A 26876-nucleotide genomic window follows, 5' to 3' on the forward strand; every position below is an offset into this window, starting at 1 on the left:
GCGTTCGCGGCGTCTTTCCACTCCGAGCATGCGTCATGTCCCCATTTCGATTCCTGCGATACGTCGTCCTGCCTCTGGCCTGGCTGACGATCCTGCCCGGCGCCCACGCGGCTGATGAGACCGCCGACCGGATCGCCATCACCCGCACCCTGACCGACTACATCGATGGCAGCGCCTACGCGCGGCCTGAGCAGTTGCGGCGCGCCTTTCATCCTGACGCACGCCTGCTGCTCAGCCGGCCTGACACCGCCTACTGGCCGGTCAGCGTCGATGAGTACGTCGGCTGGTTCTCTGGGCCCAAGGAAGGCAAGCCAACCGGACGGATCGGAAACGTGCTGTCGATTGACGTCGAGGCGGACACCGCAACCGTCAAGGCCGAGATCCTGGTTCCCAGCCAGGGGGCACGGTTCATCGACTTGTTTCTGCTCCGAAAACTGGAGGGCGAATGGCGAATCGTCTCCAAGACGGCCACCCGCGAGTCGACCCCTCGCACGGGGGATCGTGTGCTGCTCATCCTGTCCAGTGCGAAGTTCCACGGGGATTCGACACTGCCCGCAGGGGTGAGTTTCGGAGAGGTCGTAGAGGCCTGGGATGCTTTTCTTGCCGCCGGCCTGACGATGGACTTCGTATCTCCCGATGGCGGCGCCGTGCCGATCAACGTGACCGAAGCGGGGGAATTCCGCAGCAGGTTCTATGACGCGGACCTGATGTACGCGCTGGAGCACACCCATTCGCCTTCCCAGATCGACCCCGCGCGCTACCGTGCGGTGTACTTCGTCGGAGGCAGCAACGCCGTCTACGGCGTGCCGGAAAACACCTTGCTGCAGGACATCGCCATGCACGTCTACGAGCAGAATGGCGTGGTGTCGGCTGTGTGCCATGGCACGGCGGGGCTGGTGAACCTCAAGTTGTCCGACGGCCGATACCTGCTGGGCGGGAAGCGCGTCAGCGGCTATCCCGAGGAGTTCGAAAGGCAGGACGCCGCATACTTCAAGGAGTTCCCTTTCCTCATCCGGCAGACGGTCGAGGCGCGCGGCGGCACGTTCCTCACGTCGGCACGCGACAAGGGATACGTCGTGGTCGACGGCAGACTGATAACGGGACAAAACTACCTCTCTGCGAAGCAGGTAGCGGAAGCCGTCATCCGCCTCCTGCAGAACCAATCCGGGCAACCCTCCGGTCGCAGTACATCGGAAGACGAAAAATAGCGCGCAGATTGTGCGTGCCCCTGCCAACCCCACGGCCATGGCCACCGGGTTGCCACGGCGCAACGCTTCATTCACCGCACCCTGCCCTGCGCCACATGCCACCGGGAGCGCGGTGCGGCGCAGGGGAAGGCGTCAGCGATCACTCGCTCAGTCGGCAGCGCAGTACTTGCCCGAGGCGACGATCTGCGCGGCGTCCTGCGGGGTGTAGTGGGTCTCGCCCCAGTTCTCGTCATCGCCCCACCGGGTTTCGCTCTGGTAGTAACCCGAGAACGTGCAGTCCGCCCCCGCGGCGCCGGCAATCACGGCGTACATGCCTGCGGGCGTCGGGGAGTCAGGATCCGTCCAGGTGAAGCGATGCGGTCCGTTGCCGGTGCACGCCGCCGAACCAGCCGCCGCGCGCACCTCCACACGCACCACATCGCCATCGTCCACCGGCGGCGGCATCTCGCGCACCACGCCCTCGGCATCCGCCGTGGCGCGATAGAGGAATACGCCCGAGCGCGCATCCCCTTCGCCGCAGGCGACCAGTGCGTCCGTCGATGCGGGTGCAACCGCCGCCTGCGCGGGCGCTGCATCCGCCGGGGCCACCGCCGTGGCATCGGCGGCGACCGGAGCCGCCGCTTCGTCCTGCGAGGGTGCGGAGCAACCGCCAGTGGCCAGCACCGCGGTGACGAGCAAGGGAGCGAGGGACAAACGCAAGCAACGTGTCTTCATGGAACTCCTGGTCGAAGGCTGCGCCCCGCTGCCACGGGCAGGCGAAGGCAAGGGTTGGTGGGCTCGCCGTCACCCTGCGCGGTGCGAAACCTCGCCTGCAGGAGACACGGCGCCGCGGAGTGTAGGGAATCAGGCCGCCACGGTGTACTGCGACATCGCGTCGCATCCACGCCCTTGCTCGCCGCGATGCCATCGACGACGGCATGGGCGGACAGAGGACAGTTCACCATCCACTCAGATATTTAATGTAAGTCTTACTTACATGAATAAGCCGACACGTGCCTACAAGTCCGACCTGCGACGGGAACAGGCGGACGCTACCCGCGCCCGCATCCTCGACGCCGCCGCCGCCCTGCTGGAGGCCAGCCCGGACGGTGCCGCCTCCGTCACCACCAAGCGCATCGCCGAGGAGGCCGGCATCACCGAGGTCACCCTGTACCGGCATTTCCCCAGCCGGACAGACCTCAACCAGGCGCTCTGGCAACACATGAACAACCAGCAGGGCGTCGCGGGCGGATTCCCCACCCGGCTTTCCGAGATGCCGCCGCGCCTGCTGCCACTGTTCACCTCATTCGACGCCACCCCCGCGCACATCCTCAACACGCTGACCAGCGCCACCGGCCGCGAGATGCGCAGCAGCCAGAACGCTGCACGCAGCGCGGCCTTCCTGCAGGCCGTGCAGTCCGAAAATCCTCACTTGGCGGACACCGACCGCATGCAGGCGGCCGCCGTCCTGCAACTGCTCTACTCGGCCTATTCCTGGCTTTCCCTGCGTGAACAGTGGGGATTGAACGGCGCCGACACGGCGCGTGCCGTCGGCTGGGCCCTGGAAACCCTGTCCCAGGATCTCCGCATGCGCGGCGACCTGCCCCTCGACCAACCCCTGAAGACACCCTCCCCATGATTGCCCACTTCTCCCTCCCCGCCCGCAACCCCGAACGCGTCGCCCGCGTGTTCGCCCGCCTGATCGACGGCGAAGCCATGCCGTTCCCCGTCGTCCCCGGCGCCTGGGTGGCCATCGCCCGCGATGGCTCCGGCTGCGGTGTCGAAGTGCTGCCCCACGCGTCCGCGCACACGCCCGGTGCCGGCGACCGTGATCCCACACGCGTGGCGCAAGGTCCCGAAGTGATGCCGTGGGAAGTGCAGATCCGCCAGGAAGGCCGCCTGCAGGACCACAGCGGTTTCCACGTGGCGTTGAGCAGTCCGCTGAGCGCGGAGGAGATCCTCGCCATCGGCGATGCCGAAGGCTGGCGCAGCGTCTACTGCGAGCGCGGCGGTGTGTTCGACCTGGTTGAAGTGTGGGTGGAGAACCACTTCATGCTGGAAGTGCTGCCGCCGCACGGCCTGCAGCGTTACCTCAGCTTCTACACGCCCGAAGTGGCGGGCCGGATGTTCGCCGCGCCGCCGCCGTGCTGAGCACGCAGTGGCAAAGCGGGCGCTTTCGCACGCGCCTGGTGTCGATGGCGTTCCAGTACCTCACGTGCCAAGCCGGCACGGATTCCTGCCATCGCCGCTCGACACCACGGCGGGCAGGAACCGCATCCTGGTCTTGAAGGGAACGACGTGGAAGGTGCGCGCGCCGTGCGCGGCTACCTTCGAGTGACATGCGGTGGTGGCGGCATGCGCACGCCCAGGCGGGCGTTGCGCCGTTTACCGGCGGGCGGAGCGTGCGCGCTTTCCACCGCCGCCTTTCGCGGCGGCACGGCTCTGCTCGAATTCCGGGAAGGTCTCCACCATCGAATCCTTCTCCGGCAGGATGTAGAACACCCCACCCTTTTCCAATGTCGGACGGACGATCTGCTCGTAGAACCCGGGCGCCACATTGATGCAGCCGTGGGTCACGCGGTTGTCGTCCGGCGATGCCGAGGCGAGGCGCTCGGCGCGCCGTTCGCCCGGGACCGTCGCGGTGGGATGCATGGAGACGGCGGAATCGTAGTCCACCCACAGCACGCGTCCGGCGTCTATCGACGGACCGTAACCGCCCACGTAGCGGCCCGCAGGCGTGGTGCGATCCCGGCCCGGGATCTCGCGAAGCGCGAGTCCGGCGATGCCGGGTGCGGTGTGGTCGCCGACCGCCGAACCGAAGAGCCCGGGCGCCGCGCCACGAAGCCGGCCGTCGCCACCGAACACCAGGATCTGTGCAGCCGTCTTGTCCATGATCACGAACGGATAGCCCTGGTTGTCCTTGCTGGCGACAACCCAGCCCGCGAGCGCGATCACCGTGTCGGACACGTCCTGGCCTTGCGGCAGCTGGTCGGCGCCGGTGTCCACGTGTGCAGTGGCTTTCTCGGCATCGGTTTTCTCGGCGGCGGCCTTCCCGCCCGTGGCTTTCTCGGCGCTGGCCGCACTGAAGCTGATGAACGCAAGCGCGAGTACCAGCGCGCCACCAAAGGTCCGGATCGCAGGGTGCATATACGTGCGGATGGGACAGCTCCTCGGAACGGGGATCGGATCAAACAAGGAGACCGGTGGCCCTGCAGGGCCACCGGGTCTCGGGTTCACACGGTGTATCGCAGATCGTGCAAGCGCGATCAGCCGCGCGGCACTCGGCGCGGCGCGGTTTCAAGACGCTGCACGCGGCCTTCGATCTGGTCCAGGCGCTGGTTGGCCTGCTGTGCGGACTGGTTGGCGGATTCCGCGCTCTGCGCTGCGCCCTGCACCTTCGTGTCGAGCTGGTCGAGGCGCGAGTTGATGCCTGCGAACTCATCGTCGTAGGTGGCGCAGGCGGAAAGGCTCAGGGCGGCCACGAGCGCCACGCCGAGCGTACGCGCCATCGACAGGTGTTGTTGGTTCTTGAACATTCGAATCCTCCTTCGGCTGGGGAGTCGAAATATAACGGCCTTTTTGACGGAGTTTTGACCGTCATAAACCGCCTTTACCTGAGATTGGAGTACGTCGATAACGCGTGAAGAAACACGGTTTTATGCGCGTTGTCGGCATTACGGAGGGCTCGACATTCATCCGACGCGGTTGGCCTTGACCGCAATCACAGATATGAACACGCGGACTTGATAATCGCGCCATGTTTCACTGACGGATCTCGATGACGCATTGCCCCTTTCATCAGTAAGGCGCACTACACACGCGCCTGGCTGCAATCAGATCGTCGACATCGTCGCGTTCCGCACCACGCCCGCAGCGCGCACGCGATATCCGTTTCGAATCATTCCGGGCCGGCATGGAATCACTACAGGATGACGTGCAGATGCTCCGCCAGCCGCAGGCTCATGGCCACGATAGTGAACGTGGGAAATGCCCATCCACCCGTGGGGAAGACCGAACTGCCTGCCACATGCAGGTTGGCGACCCCATGCACCCGCGCATCGAGATCGACCACGCCTTCGCGCGCAGACGACGCCATGCGCGTGGTGCCCATGTGGTGTGCGGTGCCGTGGATCGGCGCGTCGGAACGTGCATCGTCCGCCAGCCATGCGTCCGGCGTGAAGCGTCCTGCGCTGGCCTTCGCCAGTTCCGAACCGAAGATGGTCGCGGACATCCGATACGTGTGCCAGTCGAGATCGGTCAGCCGCCAGTCGACGACCACCTTGCGCTGCCCCAGCGCATCCCGTTCGTCTCCCAGGCGGATGCGGCTGTCCGGATTCGGCGCCTGCTCGAAGTAGCCGACCACATCCACCCGCTCCGCGGCGACCGGCAGTTTTCCATGACGCTTGCGGTACCACGCCCGCGCCACCTGTCCCGAATGCAGGCCCGCCGTGGCCACCGCCTTGCCCAGCGCAGTGATCGAACGGTCGGTGCGCGACGCATCGACGGCGGGCTGCGCCGATTCCAGCTGTCCATCCAGCGTCATCGCCTCGTCGTGGGTGGGTTTGCGGAAGGCCCGCCGAAGTTCCCGCAATGCACGCACGCCTGCGGGCACGGCGCCTTCCACCGCGAACGGCCTGACCCGCGCATTGAGCAGGCCGTAGTGCGCGCGCGCAGCGTCGGACAGGCACAGCTCCGGATAGGACGGCGTCGGTCCCCTGCCCCCGGTGCGGTCGTAGGGCCGGGTGACGCGTTCGGGTACGCCGCCCTGCAGCGTGCCCAGCCGGCAGGTCGGATGGTCCATGAAGTAGCGGCCCACCAGACCGTGCCGATTGCCCAGACCTTCGGGCGCCACGTCGTTCGAGAGCAGCAGCAACCGCGCATTCTCGATACCGCCGCAGGCCAGGACGTACTGCCGCGCCACCAGTCGTGTCGTCTGGCCGGACAGCGAGCGGATGGTGAGCGACTCCACATGCGTCGCCTCCGGACCGGCATCGAGCGAGGTGACGTTGGCGTGCAGCAGGAGCGTCACGTTGCGCGCCTGCGCCAGTTCGTCGCGGAACGCTTCGCCGAAGAAGACCGGGCTCCTGACGAATGTCCGGTGCTCCAGCAGTTCGCTCACGACGGCGCGTGTTTCCTGCCCGTCCTGCTGCAGGAACGAGCCATCCGCCAGGGCGTGGTGCCCGATGCCGAAGGTCTCGCGCGCACGCTCATAGAACGGCTGCAACGCCTCGTATGCCAGCGGCCAGCCGCTGTTAGGCACCCAGGTGCGCCGTGAGAGATCGCCATTGCTCAGCGGGATGCAGCCGCCGCCCCATACATGGGTGCTGCCGCCGAGCGCACGCAGGCGGCTGCGCACGGGATCGAAGCGCCCGTCGCCGACGGCGGCGCCTTCGTAGAGCGATTGGCTGAGCGATTCGGGACGGTGGCCCCCGCCTTCGACCAGGCAGACGTTGACTGGGGTATTCAACCAGGATCGCGCGAGGGCGATGCCGGCGGGGCCCGCGCCCACGATGCAGAGGTCCGCATCGATACGGCTCGGCAAGGGGGCGCTGTTCGCATCCAGGATCACGGGACCATCCGGGGGTTGATACCGCGACGCGCGGCATCTCGGTGGAGTGGCGTGGCCGTCGGCGGGCAGGCGCGGAAGCGGGAACGGGCGCGTGCTCGGAACGGGCGCCGCAGACACTGCGACCCGTTCTGTTACTCCCGCGTGATGACAGGCCGCCCGGCGATGCCGTCCGGCGTCCCCATGTGCGCTAAGGCGCCGGTGTTGCGTCGCCGAAGACCAGCTTCACCGTCGGACGCGCGGGGTCGCCCGCGCTGTACTGCGTCTGCGGGAAGTCGGGATAGCCGGGATAGCTCGCGTGCAGGGTATCGCCGGACAGCCACTGCAGTGCCAGGGGCGCGTGGTCCAGGGGCGCGTCGAAGCCGGCCACGCCGGTGGACGCCATGCATTCGGCCTTGCGCGACGATTCCAGCACGGTGACCTGCGTGCGACGGTAGGTCGTGAGGCTGCAGCCGCAGTGGCGCAGTTCGGCCTTCAACGTGCCATCGGGGGACGGCAGTGCGTACACCGGTTCGTCCACGCATCCGCAGGCGGCAAGGCCGGACAGCACAACGCACGACACGACGAGGCGGGACAGGCGCTTCATGGCAGGACGGACTCCCTGGAACGTGACCCTCCCGATCGTAGGGGCCACGCACGCGATGGGCAACGCCGCGCCAGTTGCCGCACGTCGCGGTACGCGTTGCCAACGGCTCAACACGCGCGCGTTCGGCCCCGCATAATCGCGTCATGGAGACACGGCGAACATGCGCATGAAGACGATCGGACTGATCGGTGGGATGAGCTGGGAATCGACGGTGCCGTACTACCGCCAGATCAACGAAGGCGTCAAGGCGAGGCTGGGGGGACTGCATTCGGCGAAGGTGGTGCTGTACAGCGTCGACTTCCACGAGATCGAGCAATTGCAGCGCGACGGCGACTGGGACGCCGCTGGCGAACGGCTGGCCGACGCCGCGCGCCGCCTGCACGCGGCCGGCGCCGACCTGCTGGTGCTGTGCACCAACACCATGCACAAGGTGGCGCCGCAGATCGAAGCGGCCGTGCCCATTCCGCTGCTGCACATCGCCGACGCCACCGCCGCGGCCATCCTGGCGGCCGGCCATCGCAGCGTCGGCCTGCTCGGTACCCGCTTCACCATGGAGCAGGACTTCTACCGGCAGCGTCTGCAGGAACGGCATGGCCTCCAGGTCATCGTGCCGGACGCGGACGACCGTAGCGTCGTCCATGACGTGATCTACGACGAGCTGTGCCGCGGCGTGGTCCGCGATGCCTCGCGCGACCGCTATCGCCGCATCATGGACGACCTGGTGACCGGCGGTGCGGAGGCCATCATCCTCGGCTGCACCGAGATCGGCCTGCTGGTGACGGCGCAGGATGCGCGCGTCCCGTTGTTCGACACCACGGCCCTGCATGCCGCCGCGGCCATGGAGGCCGCACTGGCGGCGTGACGCGGCACGCTCACGCCGGGATGCGGGCGATGGCCTTGATCTCGAAGTCGAACCCGGCCAGCCAGTTCACGCCGATCGCAGTCCAGTTCGGATAGGGCCGCGCCGGAAAGACCTCGTCCTTCACCGCCAGCACGGTCTCGAACTGGCGCTCGGGGTCGGTGTGGAAGCTGGTCACGTCGACGATATCGTCCAGGCTGGCCCCGGCGGCATGCAGGATCGCTTGCAGGTTCTTGAAGGCCAGCCGGACCTGCTGTTCGAAGTCCGGCTCCGGCGAGCCATCCTCGCGGCTACCCACGGTCCCGGACACGAACAGGAAGCCATCCGAGCGCACGGCGGCCGAGTAGCGGTGATGGTCATACAGGGCCTGTCGGCCAGCAGGGAAAACGACGTCGCGCGTGCTCATGGGAATCTCCTGGAGGGGCCGGCGGCCCCGATGGGGTAGCGATCACTCTAGGTGCCCGATGCGGCGGGATATACACGGCCATCCCGGTATCACTGTTTGTAGAATCCAAACAATTCCCTTTCCTCCAGGAGCCCGCATGGACCGCATCGACGCGATGCAGGCCTTCGTCCGCGTGGTGGAAACCGGCAGCTTCACCAAGGCGGCCGACACGCTGCAGGCCAGCCGGACGCGGGTGACGCACCTGGTGCAGCAGCTCGAAACGCATCTGCGGGTGAAGCTGCTCCACCGCACCACGCGCAAGGTGAACACCACCGCCGACGGCGCCGCGTACTACGAGCGCGTCGTCCGCCTGCTGGCCGACCTGGACGATGCGGAGACCAGCCTGTCGACCGCCTCCGAGGCGCCACGCGGCCGGCTGCGCGTGGATGTGCCCGCCCCGTTCGCCCTGCACATCCTGGTCCCCGCCCTGCCCGGTTTCCACGCGCGCTATCCGGACATCCAGCTCGACCTCGGCGCCAGCGACCGCAAGATCGACCTGATCGACGAAAACGTGGACTGCGTGGTGCGCGGCGGCGAACTCACCGACGCATCATTACGTGCACGACACGTCGGCGACCTGCTGCTCGGCGTGTACGCCTCGCCCGCCTATCTGGCGCGTGCCGGCACGCCCGCGCATCCGTCGGCACTGGAGGATGCCGCGCACCGCATCGTGGGCTATCGCAGTTCGCGCACCGGCAGTCCCTTGATGACGCCGATGCATCGCGACGATGAGGCGCATGTCGTGCAGGGCCGTCACGTGCTGTCGGTGGACGACGGCAATGCCTACCTCGCCGCCGGCATCGCGGGCTTGGGCGTGCTGTGGCTGCCCCGGTACATGGCGCGCGCACCGCAGGCGCGTGGCGAACTGGTGCCGCTGTTCGCGGACTGGCGCCTGGATCCGATGCCGATGTACGTGGCGTTCCCGCCCAACCGCCATGTCAGCCGCAAGCTGCGGGTGTTCATCGACTGGATCGTCGAGCTGATGGCGCAGCATGCGCCAGCCATCCAGCCGCCGCGATAGTCTGAACGGCGGCGCACAGACCATCGCGCTGGCAAGGCATCGATGCCGACGGCCCGCCGCATCCCTCACAGGTGCTTCTGGACCGCCTCGGAAATGCAGTCGCCCAGCGCTTCGGACTTGTCGGTTCCGTGACGGTCCTGGCACGCGACCAGATCGTCCGCGATCCTGCGGAAAGGGATGCGGACATCGATTCCCTGGGCCCGTGTCAGGCAGACCATGCCCCTGTAGTGGAAATACGGGAACGCAGCGACATCGGGTCTGGCGTAGATATCGTCCAGGATCGCGTGCAGCAGGATCGCGCGCGGATCGTTCCGGGTCTTTGCGCGCGGAGGCAGCGTGGCCTCCAGGTCCGCCTTGGTCTTGCCGTGGTCGCGCATGCCGAGCGCCGCGTTGGTCGCGTCGAATTCGTACTGGCATGCGCTCATGTCGATGTCCTTCGACAGCGCGACCGTCGCCGGGAGCAGCAGCAGGCACAGCAGGCCAGACCTGATTCCGTGCATCGGTTCCTCCGTCGGGAGCGCCGCCTTGAGCCCATGGCGGTCGCAACGGCCCGGTCGCGGGCCGTGTGCGCTTACATCGTGTGCGTCGGCTTCTCGCCGTTGAGGCTGCCGGCCAGCATCGTCTCGATGCGGTTCTTGATGGCCTCGCCCTCGCCATTCTCGGCGAACTGCACGCCGATGCCGGCCGCGCGGTTGCCCTGCGCACCGACCGGCGTCACCCAGACCACCTTGCCGGCCACCGGCAGGCGGTCACTGGATTCGGGCAGGGTGAGCAGCAGGAAGACCTCGTCGCCGAGGAAGTAGCGCTTGGGCGTGGGCACGAAGATGCCACCGCCTTTCACGAACGGCATGTAGGCGTTGTACAGCGCGGCCTTGTCCTTGACTGCCAGTGACAGGATGCCCTGTCGTCCACCTGCTGCATTCATCACTGTCTCCGTGTTTCCGTCAGCGGCGCGCCCCGACAGCGCGTCCGCGATCATTGCCGGCCCAGGCCAGCAGCAGCTCCACCATGGCCAGGTCGCCGCGTACCGTCGTCCGCAACAGGTCGCGGGTGCGGTTGGCGGCGTCGAACCAGGTGGCCAGCTTGTTCAATCGGGCCGGATCGGTCAAGCCGACGGTGCCGGCCTGCGCCAGCGCCAAGTCGGCCGCATGCCGCAGTCGCGCATCGGCCAGTTCGTCGTTGGCCCAGCGCTGCGCGGTCTCGACCACGCCGATCTCGCCCTTCTCCAGCCGCTGCAAATCGCGTGCCACGGCTTCGCGCAGCGCCAGGCCATCGTTGCGCAGCCAGTCGTCGGCCAGGCCGGGATGGCCGCGCGCGGCGTCCAGCGCGCGCACTGCGTCGGTCGCCGCATGCCCCTGCGCCTGCAGCCAGGCGAGCGCTTCGTCGCGGGGTGGCAGGCGGAATTCGATGCGCTGGCAGCGGCTGCGGATGGTCGCCGGCAGGCGCGCGGGTTGCGCGCTGACCAGCCACAGGTAGCGGTTGGGCGCCGGTTCTTCCAGCGTCTTCAGCAACGCATTGCAGGCCGAACGGTTGATCGCGTCGGCCGGATCGATCAGCGCCACCTGCGCGCCGCCGTACTGCGGCGTCAGCGCCAGCTTCTGCGACACCTCGCGGATCTGGTCGATGACGATCTCGGTACGCAGCTTGCTGCCATCCTTGGTGGCGACGAACGAGATGACCTGCAGGTCCGGATGCGTGCCGGCGTCGATCAGGCGGGTGCTGCGGTCATCCGGCGCAGGCTCACCCTCCGCGTTGCGCTGCTGCGCCAGCACGCGCCGCGCCAGACGGTCCAGCACCGCGCGCTTGCCGAGGCCGGCGGGACCGCACACGAGCAGGCCATGACCGAGACGGCCGGACTCCAGCGCCGCGACGGCATGGTCGTAGGCGCGCTGCTGCCAGGGTGAGAACGCAGTGCTCATGCCAGATCGCTGTCCGTCAGGGTACGCAGGTAGGCGGTGATGGCGGTATCGACGGCCGCGGCGACACCCGCGGGCGGCAACGATGCATCGATCACGCGGAAGCGCTGCGGTTCGGCCGCGGCACGCGCACGGAAACCCGCACGCACGCGTTCGAAGAAATCGTCCTGCTCGCTCTCGATGCGGTCGGGCCACAGGTCACGGCCGGCGGTGCGCGCGCGGCCCTCACGCACGTCCAGGTCGAGCAGCAGGGTCAGGCCGGGCTTCAGGCCGACCGCACGACGTTCCAATGCGGCGATCCATTCGGGATCCAGTCCGCGGCCGGCGCCCTGGTAGGCGTAGCTGGAGTCGGTGAAGCGGTCGCTGATGACGAACGATCCGCGCCGCAGCGCCGGTCGTACCACCTCGCGCACATGCTGCGCGCGCGAGGCGAACATCAGCAGCAATTCGGTCTCGGCGGCGAGCGGTTCGTCCTGCGCACCGAGCAGCAGCTCGCGGATGCGCTCAGCCAATGGCGTGCCACCCGGTTCGCGCGTCAGCACGACATCATGGCCGGCGGCCTGGAGTCGATCACGGATGGCCGCGATGGCACTGGTCTTGCCGGCGCCCTCGCCACCTTCCAGCGTGATCAGCCGCGGCTGCGACAGCAGGGCCTCGCTCACGGCGCTTCCGCCTTGCGCAGCGTTTCCCGGCGCGTCACGAGATAACGCGCCACGGCGGCGTTGTGCTCCGCGAGCGTGGCCGAAAAGATATGGCGCCCGCTGCCATCGCCGACGGCGACGAAGAACAGCGTGTTGCCGTCGGCCGGATTCACCGCGGCCTTCAGCGCGTCGGCGCCCGGCATGGCGATCGGCGTCGGGGTCAGGCCCTTTCGCGTGTAGGTGTTGTACGGCGTGTCGGTCAGCAGATCACGCTTGCGGATGTTGCCGTCATAGCTGCTGCCGATGCCATAGATGACGGTGGGATCGGTTTGCAGCGGCATGCCGAGCTTCAGCCGGCGCGCGAACACGCCCGCGATGGCCGGCCGCTCTTCGGCGATGCCGGTTTCCTTCTCGATGATCGAGGCCAGGATCAGCGCCTCTTCGGCCGACTGCAGCGGAACGTCCTGTGCGCGCGCCTGCCAGACGCCGTCGAGCGTCTTCTCCATGGCGGCGTACGCACGCTTGAGCACGTCCAGGTCGGTTTCGCTGCGCGTGTACACGTAGGTCTCGGGCAGGAAGCGGCCTTCCGGATGCTGGCCTTCATGACCCAGCGCGGCCATCAGCTCGGCATCGCTCATCTGCGCGGTCTTCTGCTGCAGCGGCGTGGCGCTGCGCAGCGCGGCGCGCAGCTGACGGATGTTCCAGCCCTCCACGATCGTGACGCGGTACTGGAGCGTGCGGCCTTCGCGCATGCGCTTGAGCAGTTCGCGGGGGGTGAGGGTCGGCTCCAGCGCGTACTCGCCCACCTTCAGCTGGCTGGCGGTGTCGGTCTCGCGCGCCAGCAGGCGCCACTGCAGATCGGAACCCTGGGTCACCCCGTGCTCGCGCAGCTTGCGCAACACCGTGGGGAACGCGTCGCCGCGGGCGACCTCCACCGTGCTACCGGCCACGACACCGTCCAGGGGTGTGTCGCCGAAGCCGCGATGGCCCTGCCACAGCCACAGCCCGGCGGCGACCGCCACGGCCAGCAACAGGACGAAGGTGATGACGATGAAGCGGCAACCGCGCTTGAGTGCTGACGCCACGCAATCCTCGGGGTGTGAAGCAGGCCGTGCAGGATACCCGGTCGCCGTCTCAGGGCGTAGGCGCGCGGCGGCGGAGGGCCGACGTCAGCCTTCCAGCGCCTTCAGCACGCCCCGGGCCTTCGCGCGGGTCTCGTCCAGCTCTCTGTCGGGAATCGAGTCGGCGACGATGCCTGCCCCGGTCCGGAAGCGCGCCACGCTGCCCGCTCCGTCCGCCACGACCTCGGCGCTGCGGATCAGGATGTTCAGGTCCAGGTCGCCGTCGCGGTTCAGCCAGCCGAAGGCGCCCGTGTAGGCGCCGCGCGGGACCTGTTCCAGCTCGGCGATGATCTGCATGCAGCGCACCTTGGGGCAGCCGGTGATGGTGCCGCCGGGGAAGGTGGCGCGGATGACATCGCCCGGTGTCGCATCGTCGCGCAGATGCCCGCGCACGTTGCTGACGATGTGATGCACGTGGGCGTAGCTCTCCACGGTCATCAGCTCGTCGACCTGCACGCTGCCGGGCGTGCAGACGCGCCCCAGGTCGTTGCGCTCCAGGTCGATCAGCATGACGTGCTCGGCGCGCTCCTTCGGGTGGCCGACCAGCTCGCGGATGCGTGCCGCGTCGTCGTCGCCCTCGAAACGCGGGCGCGTGCCGGCGATGGGCCGTGTCTCCACGACGTCGCCGCGCACCGAAACCAAGCGCTCGGGCGAGGAACTGACCACGGTCCAGTCCTGCGTGGCGAACAGGCCAGCGAACGGCGCGGGATTGGCCGTGCGCAGGCGTGCGTACAGTGCGGCGGGATCGAGCGGCGCATCGAAATGGGCACGCCACGCGCGCGACAGGTTCACCTGGAAGATGTCGCCCGCGCGCAGGTAGTCGAGGATGCGGTCCACGCCATCGGTGAAGCGCGACGGTTCGTCTTCGTCGATGCGGGCCGGCGGTTGCCAGGCCGGCAGCGGCGCCATCTGGACGACACGCGCGACGTCGGCAGCGGTTCGAGCGATCAGGTCGCCCTGCCCGGCTTCAGCCACGATCACGCAATCGCCGGTACTGCGATCTCGCAGCACCGCCGCCGGACAGCGCAGCGCGAGCGCGACGGGTTGTGTCGCCGGCCCGTGAGGCAGCCGCAGGACCGGTTCCACCTGCTGCGCCAGTTCGTACGCCAGCAGCAACGCCCAGCCACCGCGGAACGGCCAGCGCGGCTCTTCGCGCGGCGTGCGCTGCGATTGCCAGTGGCGATCGAGCACGGCGAGAAAATCGTCCGCCTCCACGCCGCCTTGCAGGTCCCGGGTGACACCGTCGGCGCCCAGAATCAGCCCGCTGCCGTCGGCGACCAGCAGGAAGTCCCAGCGGCCCTGCGCGGTGCCCGATGCTACGGACTCGAGCAGTACGGGATAGCGCCGCGGGTCCAGGCGATGCAGGGACAGCAGGTCGGTGTCGGGCGGAAGCGCGCGGGTTTCGATCATGAACTCGTCATCCCGGCGCAGGCCGGGACCCAGTGGCTTGCTGTGCGAATGGAACGTAAGACGCTGGGCCCCGGCTTGCGTCGGGGTGACGTCGATCCTGCGGGTCTGCGGATCAGATCCGCTTGAACACCAGCGTACCGTTGGTGCCGCCGAAGCCGAAGCCGTTCGACACCGCGACGTCGATCTTCTTCTCGCGCGCGATGTTCGGCACGTAGTCCAGATCGCAGCCTTCGCCCGGCGTGTCCAGGTTGATGGTCGGCGGGATGATGCCGTGGTGGATGGCCAGCACGGAGAAGATCGCTTCCGCACCGCCGGCCGCACCCAGCAGGTGGCCGGTCATCGACTTGGTGGAGCTGACCATGATCTTGTACGCGTGGTCGCCCAGTGCGCGCTTCATCGCCAGCGTTTCGGCCAGGTCGCCCAGCGGCGTGGAAGTGCCGTGCGCGTTGAGGTACTCGACCTGGTCCGCATTCAGGCCGGCATCCTTCAGCGCCGACAGCATGCAGCGCGCGGGGCCTTCACCGTTCTCGCTCGGCGCGGTCATGTGGAACGCGTCCTGCGACGCGCCAAAGCCTGCCAGTTCGCAATAGATGCGCGCGCCGCGCGCCTTGGCGTGTTCGTACTCCTCCAGCACCAGGATGCCGGCGCCGTCGCCCAGCACGAAACCGTCGCGGTCCTTGTCCCACGGGCGCGAGGCCCGGGTCGGATCGTCGTTGCGGGTGGACATGGCCTTCATCGCGCAGAAGCCGCCGACCGACGTCGGCGACGAGCCGCGCTCGGCACCGCCGGCGACCATCACGTCGGCGTCGCCGTACTGGATGGTGCGCATGGCGATGCCGATCGAATGGTTCGACGTGGCGCAGGCCGAGACCGCCGAATAGCCGGGACCCTTCAGCCCCTTCATGATGCTCAGGTGGCCGGGCAGCATGTTGATGATGGTGCTGGGGATGTAGAACGGGGAAATCTTGCGCGGGCCGCCTTCATGCAGCTTCACCGCGGTTTCCTCGATACCTAGGATGCCGCCGATGCCGGCGCCGATGATCGCGCCGATGCGCTCGGCGTTGGCCTCGGTCACTTCCAGGCCGGCGTCGTCCATCGCCATCAGCGAAGCGGCCAGTCCGTAGTGGATGAACGAGTCCATCTTCTTCACGTCCTTCGGCGACACGAAGGCGGTGGGATCGAACCCGCGGATCTCGCCCGCGATCTTGGTGCTGTAACCCTCGGTATCGAAGGTGGTGATCGGGCCCAGGCCCGAACGCCCGTTGACGATGCCGTCCCAACTGCTGGCCATGTCATTGCCCAGGGGGGACACCAGGCCCATGCCGGTGACGACGACGCGACGACGCTGGCTCATATCGGATTCCTCTTGGATCTTGACGGCCCTGCCCTGCAGTACGCGGGCGGATGGGGCCGGATACGCGCGGGGCCGCATGCGCGGCCCCGACACGGTTTGCTGCAACTGCCGGACTTACGCCTTGACGTGTGCCTTGACGTAGTCGATGGCCTGCTGCACCGAAGTGATCTTCTCGGCTTCCTCGTCCGGAATCTCGCACTCGAACTCTTCTTCCAGCGCCATCACCAGTTCAACGGTGTCCAGCGAGTCGGCGCCCAGGTCATCGACGAACGATGCGCTGGTGGTGACTTCTTCTTCCTTAACGCCGAGTTGTTCGACGACGATTTTCTTGACGCGTTCTTCGATGCTGCTCATGGATTCGCTCCAGACGGAGATGGGTGACTTGTTGGATTCTGCCGACGCGGGGCGAAGGCAAACCGGGGATAGTGTAGTGGAAACCGGCGACGGCGGGCAGGTATCGCCAAACGCCACCGAATCAACCACTTACAGCTAATTCTTACGGCATGTACATGCCGCCGTTGACGTGCAGGGTCTCGCCGGTGATGTAGCCGGCGGCCGGACCGGCGAGGAAGGCGACCGCGTTCGCGATGTCGGCCGGTTCGCCCAGGCGACCCAGTGCGATCTGCTCGCCGAGCGCCTTCTTGGTCTCTTCGGGCAGGTCCTTGGTCATGTCGGTGGCGATGAAACCGGGGGCGACCACGTTGACGGTGACGCCACGGCTGCCGATCTCCTTCGCCAGCGACTTGGAGAACGCAATGATGCCGGCCTTGGCGGCGGCGTAGTTGGCCTGTCCGGCGTTGCCGGTCACGCCGATCACCGAGGCGATGTTGATGATGCGGCCCTTGCGCGCTTTCATCATGCCGCGCATGACCGCCTTGGACGTGCGGTAGACGCTGGTGAGGTTGGTATCGAGGATGGCCTGCCAGTCTTCGTCCTTCATCCGCAGCAGCAGGTTGTCGCGGGTGATGCCGGCGTTGTTGACCAGGATGGAGATGCCGCCGAATTCCTTGGTAATCGCGTCGATCAGCGCATCGACCGCCGCCGCATCGGTAACGTTCAACTCGCGACCGTGCCCGCCCGCCGCCGCCATGCGCTCGCCGATGGCCTGCGCGCCCGACGCGGTGGTCGCGGTGCCGATGACCGTCGCGCCCTGCGCGGCCAGTTCGTCGGCAATGGCGGCACCGATGCCGCGGCTCGCGCCGGTGACCAGTGCGATTTCACCTTGCAGTGGCTTGCTCATGATGATGTCCTCGGAACGTTCCGCGCGCGGCGGATCAGGATAAGGGAACGGACGCAGCGTGCGTCAGACCTGCCAGTCCGCGAGCGCGCCCTGGAAATCGCCCACGCCACCGATGGCACGTGCATCCAGGCCCTTGTCGATGCGCTTCACCAGACCTGCCAGCACCTTGCCGGGGCCGCATTCGGCGATGCGCACCGCGCCGTTCGACGCCAGCACCTGCACGCACTCCGTCCAGCGCACCGGCAAGTACAGCTGGCGCACCAGTGCATCACGGATCGCGTCGGCGCCCACATGCACCTGCGCGTCCACGTTCTGCACGACGGGCAACGACGGCGCCTGCCATGCGAGGCCTGCCATCACTTCGGCTAAACGGTTGGCGGCTTCACGCATCAGCGGCGTGTGCGACGGCACGCTGACCGCCAGCTTGACCACCTTGCGGATGCCACGTTCGGTGAGCATCGCGATCGCGCGATCGACGGCTTCGGTATCGCCACCGATCACGATCTGGCCAGGAGAGTTGTAGTTCGCAGGCACGACGACCTTGCTGTCGGACGCCTGCGTGCAGACTTCCGCGACCATCGCATCCTCGGCGCCGAGCACCGCCGCCATCGCACCGACGCCGGCGGGCGCGGCATCCTGCATCAGTTGACCACGCAGGCGCACGAGGTGCGCGCCGTCCTTCAACGACAGCGCCCCTGCAGCGACCAGTGCGGTGTATTCGCCCAGGCTGTGGCCCGCCAGCTGCGACGGCTGCACGCCACCCTGCTGCTGCCATGCGCGCCAGACGGCGATGCCGGACGCGAGCAACGCGGGTTGCGTGTACTCGGTGCGGTTGAGCATTTCTTCGGGGCCACCCTGCGACAGCGCCCACAGATCGACGCCAGCGCCTTCGGATGCTTCGGCGAACGTCTCGCGCACGACCGGATGCAGTTCCGACAGTTCGGCCAGCATGCCGACCGACTGCGAGCCCTGGCCCGGGAACACGAAAGCGAGTTGCGTGGAAGTCACTCGGACACCCTGCGTGAAATCAGGCGGCGATGATACGGGCGAACCCGCCGGATTGTCTGTACCGGGGCGTATGCGCATGCGTAGCACTGTCGCATGCGCGCTGCATCCGTGCGCGCTCGAACGCGCACGACGCTGTCGACCATCGGGACGATCGATCCCCGAAACGAAGAAGGCGATGCTCTGCAGCATCGCCTTCCATTTTTAACCGTGTCGCAGCCGCTTCAATAACGCACCAGCACCGAGCCCCAGGTGAAGCCGCCACCGAACGCCTCCAGCAGCAGCAGCTGTCCACGCTCCACGCGACCCGAGCGGACCGCCGTATCGAGCGCCAGCGGCACCGAGCCGGACGAAGTGTTGCCGTGCTTGTCGACGGTGACGATGACCTGGTCCATCGACATGTCCAACCGCTTGGCGGTGGCTTCGATGATGCGCAAGTTCGCCTGGTGCGGAATCAGCCAGTCCAGGTCGTGCTTGTCCAGGCCGTTGGCGTGGAGCGTTTCGTCGACGACGCTGTCCAGTGCCTTGACGGCGTACTTGAAGACGTCGTTGCCCTTCATCTCGATGCGGATGCCGTTGTTCGGCTCGTCCGCCTTGAATCCGGTGGAGACGCCGACCGGATTCCACAGCAGTTCCTTCTTGCTGCCGTCGGCATGCAGGTGGGTGCTGAGGATGCCGGTCTCGGTGTCGGCCTTGAGCACGGCCGCGCCCGCCCCGTCGCCGAACAGCACGCAGGTGGTGCGCTCGGTCCAGTCGACGATGCGACTGAGGGTTTCGGTCCCGATCACGAGCGCGGTCTTGGCATCGCCGCAGCGGATGAATTTCTCCGCCACGCTGAGCGCATAGATGAAGCCCGAACAGGCCGCATTGACGTCCAGCGCCGCGCAGCCGGCCGCGCCCAGGCGCGCCTGGATCAGGCAGGCGGTGGACGGGAAGATCAGGTCGGGCGTGGTGGTGCCCACCACGATGAGATCGATCTCGGACGCGTCGACGCCGGCGGCCTCGAGTGCGCGGAGCGCGGCCTGGTAACCCAGATCGCCAGCGGTTTCGCCTTCGGCGGCGATGTGGCGTTCGCGGATGCCGGTGCGGGACTGGATCCATTCGTCGCTGGTATCGACCAGCTTCGACAGGTCCTCGTTGGTCAGCACCTTTTCGGGCAGATAGCTGCCCGTTCCGGCGATGCGCGCGTAAATGCGCCCCTTGTTACCCGGCTCGCTCATGCACGCTCCCATTGCCGGCCCGACGACGGGCCCTGGTTGTCATCGATCATGCGGGAAGCGCGCCCTTCGCGAGGGCGCGCCGCACGGATCAATCTTCCTCGACCGCCGAGGTCTTGGTGGCGATGACCTTCTTGCCGCGGTAGTAACCGTCGGCGGTCACGTGGTGGCGCAGGTGGATCTCGCCCGTGGTCGGGTCGGTCGACAGCTGCTTGGCGGTCAGCGCGTCGTGCGAACGACGCTGGCCACGACGGGACGGGGTGACGCGGGATTTCTGCACAGCCATGGGATTGCTCCAGCTCTTCTATCTGTTGGTGAACCTTGCGGTTCGTGTTGCCAGACCGCGTTAGCGGCTAGTTTTTCTTCAGCGAGGCCAGCGCCGCGAACGGACTGGATTTCGCCACTTCTTCTTCGTCCGCGGCCCATTCGCTTTCGACGGCCTCGGACGCGGGGTCCACCGGCACCACCGGTACGGCGAGGACCAGTTCGTCCTCCACCAGGTCGGCGGGGCGAAGCATACCGTCCTCAGGTACCAGCAAGGCCTCGTAGCCCGGCGGCAGCGCGGATTCCTCATCCTCGCTGCGCACCAACCCGAGCCGCTGCTCCACCGTCACCGGCAGTACGAATCGTCGCAGGCTGCGCTGGCACACCAGCGGCAGCTCGGCTTCGATCCGCAGCCCGACGTAAGGCACCCGCAGCGCATCGTGATCGAACTCGATCGCGTAACGTACTTCGCCTTCGGTATCGACAAGAAGGCCCTGCAAGCGCGTCATCGAGGACAACGGCAGGCGGCCTTCAAAGCTGCGCCGGGTCGCGACCATGCGCCAAGCATCCAACATCTCGGGCGTATTCGCGGACATAAGCCGCTGAATGTTAAGGATGAAAGACCGAACTGTCAAACAACCTCCGTCGACGAGGATGGCTTGCCCCCGCCCCTGCCGGCGGGCAGACTCCCCCGCCCTGTCCCTGCCGGTGCCCCACCCATGCCGCTGATGCTCGCCTCCACCTCCCGCTACCGGCGTGAATTGCTGGAACGGCTGCGCCTGCCGCTCCACATCGCGCGGCCCGAGGTGGACGAGACCCCCCAGGACGGCGAGTCGGTGCCCGCCATGGCCGCCCGCCTGGCCCATGCCAAGGCCGAGGCCATCGCCCGGCAGCACCCCGGGGCCTGGGTCATCGGCTCCGACCAGGCAGCAGAACTGGATGGGCAGCCCTTGGGCAAGCCCGGCCACCGCGAGGCCGCCCTCGCCCAACTGGCGTCCATGTCGGGCCGGCAGGTGCGCTTCCATACCGCCGTCTGCCTGGTCAGGGACGGCGACGCGCTGCAGGCCCAGGACGTCACCACCGTCCGGTTCCGCACCCTCTCGGCCACCGAAATCGAGCGCTACGTCGACGCCGAGCAGCCTTTCGACTGCGCCGGCAGCTTCAAGTCGGAAGGGCTCGGAATCGCCCTGTTCGACGCCATCGAGTCGACGGACCCCACGGCGCTGGTCGGCCTGCCGCTGATCGCCGTGTCCAGGATGCTGCGCGAAGCGGGCTTCGAGCTTCCCTGAGCCGGGGCGTCAGCGTACCTCGACCGGCTGTTCGGCCCAGGTTTCGACGCTGCCGTCGCCGCCGGTCACCCGCAAGCCCAGCCAATGCCGGCCGGCGGGCACGTCTCCGGCATCGACCTCGGCCGTGAACTGGACCCGCGGCATGCGCGGATCGCGCGATGCGTCCTTCAGGAAGCCGCGCAACCACTCGTTGGCGCCCGCGTCGCCGGCCACGGCGACGACCCGGCCATCGAGCAGCACCTCGACCTTCGCCACGCCCACGACGTCCTTCACCGCCCAGCCGCCGACGCTGAAGCGCCTGCCCACGCGGGCACCCGCTTCGGGCACGTCGATGTTGGCGACTACCGGCGTGATGCATTCACCCTGCGCGCGCGCCGCGGGTAGCGCGAACAGGAGGAACCGCCGTGCGCCGTGGTCGATGTTGACCACGCGCGGCGGCGGCAGCGGACCGACGACCCGGCACAACTGCTGGTAGTGCGCCAGAAGTGCACTGAACTTGACGTCGGTCGCGCCGACGACCAGCAGCGTGGGCGCGTCACGCGCGCCGTCATGGTGCAGGCCCCACAACTGGAGCTGTGGCGCGCGCCCATGCTTGCGGTTCAGCGGGTGGTCGAGCACGGGGATGTCAGCGTCATCCAGGGCGAAGCCCAGCTCGGCGCCGGTCTTGAAGTTGTCCGCAAGCAGTACCGTGTCCGCCGGCAAGGTCACGCGCACCGCCTGCACGCTTTCGGCCAATGCATGCCAGCCAGCGAAGTTCTCCGGGTAGTACTTGCTGCCTGCGATCTGCGTCCTCAGGCCGGGGAGCGAGACGGCCACGTAATAACCCAGCATCAGCACCGTACCGAGTGCCGCGATGCTCCAGGTCGCGCGCCGACGCGCCGGCGACCACTCCCGCAGCAGCAGCGGCACCACCACGAGCAACGCGAGATAGCCCGGCAACGGCCAATGGAAGCTGACGCGCTCGTTGTCGGCAAAGAAGCCGAGCGCGAAGAAGCCGAACGTCGACACCGCACCCAGCAACGCGAAATAGCGCCACGCCGTATCGGCGCTGCCATCGCTGCGGACGCCCCGCATGCAGACCACGAGCATGGCCCAGAACAGCAGCGGCGTCGCCATCGCCGCCTGCACCAGCAAGAAGCGGAAACCATCGCCGTGGAAGCTCCACGGGTGGCGATCCAGCAACTGGAAACGCAGGCCGGCGTCAGCGTATTCCAGGTTCCAGGCCAGCAAAGGCGCCCACGCCAGTACGCCCACCGCCAGCGCAACCCACACGCGCGGGTCACGCAGCACCTTCCTTCCTGCGGGCACCCAGAGCAATGCGAGTAGCCCCACACCGATCACGCCGATGAATCGGTAGTGGCTGAGCGCACCCAGCATGAGGCCGATCGCCAGTTCGGTGGCGGACATCGCATCGACCTCGCGCAGCAGGCGCGCACCGGCGTCCGCACACAGCACCGTGGCCAGCGCCATCGGCACATCCGGCAGCGCGAGCAGTCCCAGCGTGCCCGACAACGGCATCAGCACGGTCAGCAGCGCCGCCTGCCAGCCTGCCGTCGCACCGAACCAGTGCGCCGCGCTCCGCGCGACCAGCCACGGCAACAGTGCCGCCATCAGCAGAAACGGCGCACGCACCGCCACTACATGGTGGCCACCGATGTCGGTGCCCAGCCGCGTCAACCACGCCGTCAATCCCGGCAGGTCGGAGTAGGCAGCGGCGAGATGCCGCCCCTCCTGCCAGTAGAAGGCCTCGTCGACGAACAGCGGCAGGCGGGCGGCGATGACGACCTTGACCACCGTCACGATTGCCCACACCGCCAGGAACCATTGCCGCGCGCGTCGTTCTTCGTCCATCTCGCTACACTGCCCTCTACCCACGATCGGAAACCCAGAGCGCGATGTCCGCCATCCCCAGCAACCGCCCTATGCTATCCGAAGGCCTGGCCGATGCCCTCACGCGTGCCCAGGCGCAGGTCAATTCCCTGGTGCTCGGCAAGTCGCACGAAGTGCGGCTCGCCTTCGTCGCGCTGCTCTCCGACGGCCACCTGTTGATCGAGGATCTGCCCGGCCTCGGCAAGACGACACTGGCGCATGCACTTGCGGCCACGCTGGGGCTGGGCTTCCAGCGCGTGCAGTTCACCTCGGACCTGCTGCCTGCGGACGTGCTGGGCGTGTCGGTGTACGACGCGCAGACGCGCGCGTTCACCTTCCATCCCGGCCCTGTGTTCACCAATGTCCTGCTCGCGGACGAAATCAACCGCGCACCGCCACGCACGCAGAGCGCACTGCTCGAAGCGATGGCCGAGCACCAGGTCACGCTGGACGGCGTGACGCACGCGCTGCCGGCGCCGTTCTTCGTGATCGCCACGCAGAACCCGGTCGACCTGTCGGGCACCTACCCGCTACCCGATTCGCAGCTGGATCGCTTTCTGTTGCGGCTGGCACTGGGTTATCCCAGCCCGGAGTCCGAACGCGAACTGCTGGCCGGCAGCGACCGGCGCACGATGATCGCGCAGGCCATGCCACTGTTGTCGTCCGACGACGTACTCGCCCTGCGCAGCGCCGTGAGCGACGTCCACGCCAGCGATGCGCTGATCGACTACGTGCAGGCGTTGCTGACGCGCAGCCGCCAGCATCCCGGGGTACGCGTCGGCCTGTCGCCACGCGCCGGCATCGCGCTGCTGCGCGCCGCGCGCGCCTACGCACTGCTGCTGGGCCGCCACCACGTACTGCCGGACGACGTGCAGGCGCTGTTCGCCGCCGTTGCCGCGCACCGCCTGGTGCCGGAAGCCGAGGCCGCGTCGGCCGGCGCGCTCGCCAAGGCCATCCTGCACGCGGTACCGGTGGATTGAACATGGCGCCCTCGCTGGCACGCCGCTTCGCCCTGCTGGCGCGGCCCCGCCGGCCGGAATCGCTCCCGGTCGCGCTCGATCGCAAACGCATCTACGTCCTTCCCACGCGGTTCGGACTGTTCTTCGCCGCACTGGTGTTCACCATGCTGCTGGGTGCGCTGAACTACAACAACAACCCCGCGCTGCTGCTCGCGCTGCTGCTGAGCGCGACCGCGCTGGCCAGCCTTATCTTCGCGCACCTGCAGCTGGCGGGCCTGCGTGTCGAGGCGATGTCCGCCGATCCTGTCCCGGTGGGATCACCATTGCTCCTGCATGTCGCGCTGGCCTCGCGCGATGCGCGCGTACGCCATGGCCTGAGGCTCGATGCAGGTGGAACGCACGCCTTCTCCCTGCTACCGGCCGGCGAAGGCGTCGTGGTCGAGTTGCCGTTGCCGACGCACCAGCGCGGCTGGTACGACCTCGACCGCGTGCGCGTGTCCACCACCCAGCCGCTTGGCATCGCGCGCGCCTGGTCCTGGATATGGCCCCACTCGCCGCTGCTCGTCTATCCCGCGGCGGAAGTCCAGGGGCCACCACTTCCGCTGGCGGAGAACGGAGGCACCAAGGCGCGACTCGATCCTGCGGGCGAAGACGTCCACCAGTTGCGCAACTACCGCGCAGGCGATGCGCGCCGTGCCATCGCATGGAAACCCTCCGCACGCCGCAGCCAGTTGCTGGTGCGCGATTACGAACAACCGCTCGGCCGCGATGTCGACCTGGACTGGGCGACGTTGACGACGCTTTCCCATGAGCACCGCATCCAGCGGCTGGCGCACTGGATCGAATCTGCCGAGCGCGAGGGTCTTCGTTACCGCCTGCGGTTGCCGGACCAGCCCGCATTGGGGCCGGCCAATGGCCCGGCGCACCGCCACCAGTGCCTCCGCGCCCTCGCCCTGCTCCCGCATGCCACGCCCTGACGTCCCCACGCTCGACAGCCTCAGTCGCCGATGGACATTGACGGCGGCCGCGGTATGCCTGTTGGCCCTGCTGATCCAGCTGCCGCCGATGCTCGCCTCCGGTATAGGCATCACCGGCGTGCTGTTGGCATTGGCGTCCTGGCGGCGCCCGCTGCCGGGGCTGTTGCGTGGCCTGCTCGCCCTGGCGCTGGTCGCGGCGGTGATGTCCGTCACCGGCATGCAGTTCGGTCGCGACACCGGCTGCGCCCTTCTCGCCGGGATGCTGGCGATCAAGCCGACCGAGACCCGCACCCTGCGCGACAACCGCAGCCTGCTCGGTTTCGCATTGTTCGCGCCGTTCGCCGCGTTCCTGCTCGAACAGGGGCCGTTGAGCATGGCGCTCGGCCTGGCCGGCGTGCTGTGTGCACTGGTCGCACTGCACCGTCTGGCCGATGCCGAGGCAACCGCCCTGGCAGGCTCGACGAGACCGCTGCAGCAGGTGCGGGAGATCGGCAAACTGGTCGCCCTCGGTATCCCGCTGGTACTGGCGACCTTCTGGCTGTTCCCGCGCTTCCCGTCACCCTTGTGGGGTGTGCCGGAGCGGGCGCTGTCGAAGCCCGGCCTCAGCGACGACATGTCGCCTGGCAGCTATCTCGACCTGATCGCCGACGAAGCGCCGGCACTGCGCGTGCAGTTCTTCGGCGCTACGCCACCGACCAGTCAGATGTACTGGCGTGGGCCGGTGCTGTCGGATTTCGACGGCCGCACCTGGACGCGCGGCCACCGCCTGACCGGCATGCCAGCCGCCAGCACCACCCGCAGCGCGGCAACCTGGGACTACCAGATGGACGTGGAACCCAGCGACCGTCGTGACCTGGTCGCCCTGGATCTGCCTGCGTCGACGCCCGACGGTGTGCGGGTGGCGCGCGACTACAGCATGTCGACCCCGACACCCCTCGTGTCGCTGACGCGCTGGCGACTGCAGTCTTCGGCGCCCGTCCAGTTCGAAGCGGACCTGTCGCCCTCCCTCCGACAGCAAGCCCTGCAGCTGCCCGCTGGCTTCAACCCGCGTACCCGGGCGCTAGGCGCACAGTGGCGCAGGGAGGCCGGCGACAACGATGCCGCCATCGTGGCGCGCGCCCTGCAATGGATCCGCTCCGACTTCGCCTACACGCTGGATACGCCGTTCCCGGGGCGCGACACCGTCGACGAGTTCCTGTTCGACCAGCAGCAGGGATTCTGCGAGCACTTCAGTTCGTCCTTCGTCTTCCTGATGCGCTCTTCGGGCGTCCCCGCCCGCGTGGTCACCGGTTATTCGGGCGGGCAATACAACCCGCTCGGCAAGTACTGGATCGTCCGCAATCTGGACGCGCATGCCTGGGCGGAGGTATGGATGCCGCAACGAGGCTGGGTACGCGTGGACCCGACGGCGGCGGTGGCGCCGGAACGCATCTACGACACGATCGAGGATCGTCTCGGCGCAGTGGGTGCCGTAGGCGCCGTCGCCAACCTGATCGGTGTCGACAACCTGGGCCAGGTCGGAGACTGGCTGCGTCGTGGCTGGAACGACCTCGTGCTGGGCTTCGATGCGCGGCGGCAGGCACGCCTGCTGGAGCGCTTCGGTGCGAAACACCTGGGTGGCGGCGCGTTGACGGCGCTGTTCGGCATCTTCGCCATCGCCGCGCTGGCGTGGATGGCCTGGCTGCTCGCGCGGGGTGAGCACCAGCGCGACCCGTTGCTGCGCGCTTGGCACCGGCTCGGCGCGCGGTATGCACGGCTCGGGCTTGGCCGGTTGCCGCATGAAAGCCCCGCCGACTGGGCACGCCGTGCCGCTGCCGGACGACCGCGGGCCGCCCAGGCACTGCTTTCGCTCAGCCACCGTTTCGCCGATGCGCGCTACGCTCCGGGTGAGGGAGACCACCGCGCACTGATCGAAGACCTGCGCCGGCACCGCCCATAACCCGCTGGAGA

General features: G+C 67.9%; 29 protein-coding genes. 9 read left to right on the forward strand and 20 right to left on the reverse strand.

What is annotated here, in order from left to right:
* Nucleotides 1-35: 35 nt before the first annotated feature.
* A complete protein-coding gene (locus ACSQ1W_RS10715) occupies nt 36-1208 on the forward strand; it encodes a nuclear transport factor 2 family protein (RefSeq protein WP_436043398.1) in 1173 nt (390 codons plus the stop codon).
* A gap of 147 nt (nt 1209-1355) precedes the next feature.
* On the opposite strand, the gene ACSQ1W_RS10720 is transcribed toward ACSQ1W_RS10715, so the two are convergent.
* Entirely contained in the window at nt 1356-1922 is a 567-nt protein-coding gene (locus tag ACSQ1W_RS10720; RefSeq protein ID WP_436043400.1) for a hypothetical protein, read from the reverse strand.
* Nucleotides 1923-2184: 262 nt separating this feature from the next.
* Here ACSQ1W_RS10720 and ACSQ1W_RS10725 point away from each other — a divergent pair, with 262 nt between their 5' ends.
* Nucleotides 2185-2826: a TetR/AcrR family transcriptional regulator gene (locus ACSQ1W_RS10725; protein WP_436043402.1), complete on the forward strand. Its 642-nt coding sequence runs from the start codon at nt 2185-2187 to the stop codon at nt 2824-2826.
* On the forward strand, nt 2823-3338 hold the full coding sequence (locus ACSQ1W_RS10730) for a hypothetical protein (protein ID WP_436043404.1): 516 nt from the start codon (nt 2823-2825) through the stop codon (nt 3336-3338). Before ACSQ1W_RS10725 ends, ACSQ1W_RS10730 begins: the two co-directional genes overlap by 4 nt.
* A 234-nt stretch (nt 3339-3572) precedes the next feature.
* Here the strand turns inward: ACSQ1W_RS10730 and ACSQ1W_RS10735 are convergent, their stop codons facing one another.
* From ACSQ1W_RS10735 to ACSQ1W_RS10750, 4 genes are all read right to left on the reverse strand, one after another.
* A complete protein-coding gene (locus ACSQ1W_RS10735; protein ID WP_436043405.1) occupies nt 3573-4334 on the reverse strand; it encodes a hypothetical protein in 762 nt (253 codons plus the stop codon).
* A gap of 119 nt (nt 4335-4453) precedes the next feature.
* Complete coding sequence (locus ACSQ1W_RS10740) at nt 4454-4723, reverse strand: hypothetical protein (RefSeq protein ID WP_436043407.1); 270 nt, start codon at nt 4721-4723, stop codon at nt 4454-4456.
* Nucleotides 4724-5109: 386 nt separating this feature from the next.
* Nucleotides 5110-6756: a GMC oxidoreductase gene (locus tag ACSQ1W_RS10745; RefSeq protein ID WP_436043409.1), complete on the reverse strand. Its 1647-nt coding sequence runs from the start codon at nt 6754-6756 to the stop codon at nt 5110-5112.
* A gap of 187 nt (nt 6757-6943) precedes the next feature.
* The gene (locus ACSQ1W_RS10750) at nt 6944-7339 is read right to left on the reverse strand and encodes a hypothetical protein (protein WP_436043411.1); all 396 of its coding nucleotides are present in this window, start codon (nt 7337-7339) and stop codon (nt 6944-6946) included.
* A gap of 166 nt (nt 7340-7505) precedes the next feature.
* Between ACSQ1W_RS10750 and ACSQ1W_RS10755 the strand changes: the two genes are divergently transcribed.
* On the forward strand, nt 7506-8201 hold the full coding sequence (locus ACSQ1W_RS10755; protein ID WP_436043413.1) for an aspartate/glutamate racemase family protein: 696 nt from the start codon (nt 7506-7508) through the stop codon (nt 8199-8201).
* Between the two features lie 10 nt (nt 8202-8211).
* On the opposite strand, the gene ACSQ1W_RS10760 is transcribed toward ACSQ1W_RS10755, so the two are convergent.
* Nucleotides 8212-8604: a RidA family protein gene (locus tag ACSQ1W_RS10760; protein WP_192271574.1), complete on the reverse strand. Its 393-nt coding sequence runs from the start codon at nt 8602-8604 to the stop codon at nt 8212-8214.
* 136 nt (nt 8605-8740) lie between these two features.
* Here ACSQ1W_RS10760 and ACSQ1W_RS10765 point away from each other — a divergent pair, with 136 nt between their 5' ends.
* Nucleotides 8741-9664 carry a LysR substrate-binding domain-containing protein gene (locus ACSQ1W_RS10765; protein WP_436043415.1) on the forward strand — a complete coding sequence of 308 codons (924 nt, stop codon included), beginning with the start codon at nt 8741-8743 and terminating at the stop codon, nt 9662-9664.
* Between the two features lie 65 nt (nt 9665-9729).
* Here the strand turns inward: ACSQ1W_RS10765 and ACSQ1W_RS10770 are convergent, their stop codons facing one another.
* The 13 genes from ACSQ1W_RS10770 to ACSQ1W_RS10830 form a co-directional block, all read right to left on the reverse strand.
* On the reverse strand, nt 9730-10164 hold the full coding sequence (locus ACSQ1W_RS10770) for a hypothetical protein (RefSeq protein WP_436043417.1): 435 nt from the start codon (nt 10162-10164) through the stop codon (nt 9730-9732).
* Nucleotides 10165-10235: 71 nt separating this feature from the next.
* On the reverse strand, nt 10236-10589 hold the full coding sequence (locus ACSQ1W_RS10775; RefSeq protein ID WP_192271587.1) for a PilZ domain-containing protein: 354 nt from the start codon (nt 10587-10589) through the stop codon (nt 10236-10238).
* Between the two features lie 19 nt (nt 10590-10608).
* Complete coding sequence (locus ACSQ1W_RS10780; RefSeq protein ID WP_436043419.1) at nt 10609-11583, reverse strand: DNA polymerase III subunit delta'; 975 nt, start codon at nt 11581-11583, stop codon at nt 10609-10611.
* A complete protein-coding gene (tmk, locus tag ACSQ1W_RS10785) occupies nt 11580-12242 on the reverse strand; it encodes a dTMP kinase (RefSeq protein WP_436043420.1) in 663 nt (220 codons plus the stop codon). The genes ACSQ1W_RS10780 and tmk overlap by 4 nt, the downstream gene beginning before the upstream one ends.
* Complete coding sequence (gene mltG / locus ACSQ1W_RS10790) at nt 12239-13306, reverse strand: endolytic transglycosylase MltG (protein ID WP_436043422.1); 1068 nt, start codon at nt 13304-13306, stop codon at nt 12239-12241. Before mltG ends, tmk begins: the two co-directional genes overlap by 4 nt.
* A gap of 84 nt (nt 13307-13390) precedes the next feature.
* On the reverse strand, nt 13391-14752 hold the full coding sequence (locus ACSQ1W_RS10795) for an aminodeoxychorismate synthase component I (protein WP_436043424.1): 1362 nt from the start codon (nt 14750-14752) through the stop codon (nt 13391-13393).
* Nucleotides 14753-14864: 112 nt separating this feature from the next.
* Nucleotides 14865-16106, reverse strand: a complete 1242-nt coding sequence (gene fabF / locus ACSQ1W_RS10800) for a beta-ketoacyl-ACP synthase II (protein ID WP_436043426.1) — start codon at nt 16104-16106, stop codon at nt 14865-14867.
* Between the two features lie 114 nt (nt 16107-16220).
* Nucleotides 16221-16460 (reverse strand): acyl carrier protein, encoded by a 240-nt coding sequence (gene acpP / locus ACSQ1W_RS10805; RefSeq protein WP_014161144.1) that lies wholly within the window; start codon nt 16458-16460, stop codon nt 16221-16223.
* Between the two features lie 142 nt (nt 16461-16602).
* Nucleotides 16603-17346 carry a 3-oxoacyl-ACP reductase FabG gene (gene fabG / locus ACSQ1W_RS10810; protein ID WP_436043427.1) on the reverse strand — a complete coding sequence of 248 codons (744 nt, stop codon included), beginning with the start codon at nt 17344-17346 and terminating at the stop codon, nt 16603-16605.
* Nucleotides 17347-17409: 63 nt separating this feature from the next.
* Nucleotides 17410-18354, reverse strand: coding sequence for an ACP S-malonyltransferase (gene fabD, locus ACSQ1W_RS10815; RefSeq protein ID WP_436043429.1), 945 nt, complete (start codon nt 18352-18354; stop codon nt 17410-17412).
* 221 nt (nt 18355-18575) lie between these two features.
* Nucleotides 18576-19571, reverse strand: a complete 996-nt coding sequence (locus tag ACSQ1W_RS10820) for a beta-ketoacyl-ACP synthase III (RefSeq protein WP_192271604.1) — start codon at nt 19569-19571, stop codon at nt 18576-18578.
* Between the two features lie 88 nt (nt 19572-19659).
* Nucleotides 19660-19854: a 50S ribosomal protein L32 gene (gene rpmF, locus ACSQ1W_RS10825; RefSeq protein ID WP_162336389.1), complete on the reverse strand. Its 195-nt coding sequence runs from the start codon at nt 19852-19854 to the stop codon at nt 19660-19662.
* A gap of 67 nt (nt 19855-19921) precedes the next feature.
* Nucleotides 19922-20428, reverse strand: a complete 507-nt coding sequence (locus tag ACSQ1W_RS10830) for a YceD family protein (protein WP_192271606.1) — start codon at nt 20426-20428, stop codon at nt 19922-19924.
* A gap of 123 nt (nt 20429-20551) precedes the next feature.
* On the opposite strand from ACSQ1W_RS10830, the gene ACSQ1W_RS10835 reads away from it, so the two are divergent.
* A complete protein-coding gene (locus tag ACSQ1W_RS10835) occupies nt 20552-21121 on the forward strand; it encodes a Maf family protein (protein WP_436043432.1) in 570 nt (189 codons plus the stop codon).
* 9 nt (nt 21122-21130) lie between these two features.
* Here the strand turns inward: ACSQ1W_RS10835 and ACSQ1W_RS10840 are convergent, their stop codons facing one another.
* Entirely contained in the window at nt 21131-22972 is a 1842-nt protein-coding gene (locus tag ACSQ1W_RS10840) for an ArnT family glycosyltransferase (protein WP_436043434.1), read from the reverse strand.
* Nucleotides 22973-23016: 44 nt separating this feature from the next.
* On the opposite strand from ACSQ1W_RS10840, the gene ACSQ1W_RS10845 reads away from it, so the two are divergent.
* Genes ACSQ1W_RS10845 through ACSQ1W_RS10855 form a run of 3 tightly spaced genes read left to right on the forward strand, consistent with a single transcriptional unit; the run spans nt 23017 to nt 26865 of the window.
* Nucleotides 23017-23970: an AAA family ATPase gene (locus ACSQ1W_RS10845; RefSeq protein WP_436043436.1), complete on the forward strand. Its 954-nt coding sequence runs from the start codon at nt 23017-23019 to the stop codon at nt 23968-23970.
* Nucleotides 23971-23972: 2 nt separating this feature from the next.
* Nucleotides 23973-24926, forward strand: a complete 954-nt coding sequence (locus tag ACSQ1W_RS10850; RefSeq protein WP_436043438.1) for a DUF58 domain-containing protein — start codon at nt 23973-23975, stop codon at nt 24924-24926.
* Nucleotides 24913-26865, forward strand: a complete 1953-nt coding sequence (locus ACSQ1W_RS10855; RefSeq protein ID WP_436043439.1) for a transglutaminaseTgpA domain-containing protein — start codon at nt 24913-24915, stop codon at nt 26863-26865. Before ACSQ1W_RS10850 ends, ACSQ1W_RS10855 begins: the two co-directional genes overlap by 14 nt.
* Nucleotides 26866-26876 lie beyond the last annotated feature (11 nt).

The sequence above is a fragment of the Pseudoxanthomonas sp. LjRoot143 genome (assembly GCF_964252945.1).
Classification (GTDB): Bacteria; Pseudomonadota; Gammaproteobacteria; order Xanthomonadales; family Xanthomonadaceae; genus Pseudoxanthomonas_A.

What these genes read in the sequence shown, in the direction of transcription:
- fabG (WP_436043427.1), bottom strand. Translation starts at nt 17,346, where the DNA reads ATGAGCAAGCCACTGCAAGGTGAAATCGCACTGGTCACCGGCGCGAGC.
- ACSQ1W_RS10770 (WP_436043417.1), bottom strand. Translation starts at nt 10,164, where the DNA reads ATGCACGGAATCAGGTCTGGCCTGCTGTGCCTGCTGCTGCTCCCGGCG.
- ACSQ1W_RS10845 (WP_436043436.1), top strand. Translation starts at nt 23,017, where the DNA reads ATGTCCGCCATCCCCAGCAACCGCCCTATGCTATCCGAAGGCCTGGCC.
- fabF (WP_436043426.1), bottom strand. Translation starts at nt 16,106, where the DNA reads ATGAGCCAGCGTCGTCGCGTCGTCGTCACCGGCATGGGCCTGGTGTCC.
- ACSQ1W_RS10855 (WP_436043439.1), top strand. Translation starts at nt 24,913, where the DNA reads ATGCCACGCCCTGACGTCCCCACGCTCGACAGCCTCAGTCGCCGATGG.
- ACSQ1W_RS10730 (WP_436043404.1), top strand. Translation starts at nt 2,823, where the DNA reads ATGATTGCCCACTTCTCCCTCCCCGCCCGCAACCCCGAACGCGTCGCC.
- ACSQ1W_RS10780 (WP_436043419.1), bottom strand. Translation starts at nt 11,583, where the DNA reads ATGAGCACTGCGTTCTCACCCTGGCAGCAGCGCGCCTACGACCATGCC.
- ACSQ1W_RS10795 (WP_436043424.1), bottom strand. Translation starts at nt 14,752, where the DNA reads ATGATCGAAACCCGCGCGCTTCCGCCCGACACCGACCTGCTGTCCCTG.
- ACSQ1W_RS10715 (WP_436043398.1), top strand. Translation starts at nt 36, where the DNA reads ATGTCCCCATTTCGATTCCTGCGATACGTCGTCCTGCCTCTGGCCTGG.
- ACSQ1W_RS10750 (WP_436043411.1), bottom strand. Translation starts at nt 7,339, where the DNA reads ATGAAGCGCCTGTCCCGCCTCGTCGTGTCGTGCGTTGTGCTGTCCGGC.
- acpP (WP_014161144.1), bottom strand. Translation starts at nt 16,460, where the DNA reads ATGAGCAGCATCGAAGAACGCGTCAAGAAAATCGTCGTCGAACAACTC.
- ACSQ1W_RS10755 (WP_436043413.1), top strand. Translation starts at nt 7,506, where the DNA reads ATGAAGACGATCGGACTGATCGGTGGGATGAGCTGGGAATCGACGGTG.
- ACSQ1W_RS10765 (WP_436043415.1), top strand. Translation starts at nt 8,741, where the DNA reads ATGGACCGCATCGACGCGATGCAGGCCTTCGTCCGCGTGGTGGAAACC.
- ACSQ1W_RS10725 (WP_436043402.1), top strand. Translation starts at nt 2,185, where the DNA reads ATGAATAAGCCGACACGTGCCTACAAGTCCGACCTGCGACGGGAACAG.
- ACSQ1W_RS10760 (WP_192271574.1), bottom strand. Translation starts at nt 8,604, where the DNA reads ATGAGCACGCGCGACGTCGTTTTCCCTGCTGGCCGACAGGCCCTGTAT.
- ACSQ1W_RS10735 (WP_436043405.1), bottom strand. Translation starts at nt 4,334, where the DNA reads ATGCACCCTGCGATCCGGACCTTTGGTGGCGCGCTGGTACTCGCGCTT.
- ACSQ1W_RS10830 (WP_192271606.1), bottom strand. Translation starts at nt 20,428, where the DNA reads ATGTCCGCGAATACGCCCGAGATGTTGGATGCTTGGCGCATGGTCGCG.
- ACSQ1W_RS10820 (WP_192271604.1), bottom strand. Translation starts at nt 19,571, where the DNA reads ATGAGCGAGCCGGGTAACAAGGGGCGCATTTACGCGCGCATCGCCGGA.
- rpmF (WP_162336389.1), bottom strand. Translation starts at nt 19,854, where the DNA reads ATGGCTGTGCAGAAATCCCGCGTCACCCCGTCCCGTCGTGGCCAGCGT.
- ACSQ1W_RS10840 (WP_436043434.1), bottom strand. Translation starts at nt 22,972, where the DNA reads ATGGACGAAGAACGACGCGCGCGGCAATGGTTCCTGGCGGTGTGGGCA.
- ACSQ1W_RS10740 (WP_436043407.1), bottom strand. Translation starts at nt 4,723, where the DNA reads ATGTTCAAGAACCAACAACACCTGTCGATGGCGCGTACGCTCGGCGTG.
- ACSQ1W_RS10720 (WP_436043400.1), bottom strand. Translation starts at nt 1,922, where the DNA reads ATGAAGACACGTTGCTTGCGTTTGTCCCTCGCTCCCTTGCTCGTCACC.
- ACSQ1W_RS10850 (WP_436043438.1), top strand. Translation starts at nt 23,973, where the DNA reads ATGGCGCCCTCGCTGGCACGCCGCTTCGCCCTGCTGGCGCGGCCCCGC.
- ACSQ1W_RS10775 (WP_192271587.1), bottom strand. Translation starts at nt 10,589, where the DNA reads ATGAATGCAGCAGGTGGACGACAGGGCATCCTGTCACTGGCAGTCAAG.
- ACSQ1W_RS10835 (WP_436043432.1), top strand. Translation starts at nt 20,552, where the DNA reads ATGCCGCTGATGCTCGCCTCCACCTCCCGCTACCGGCGTGAATTGCTG.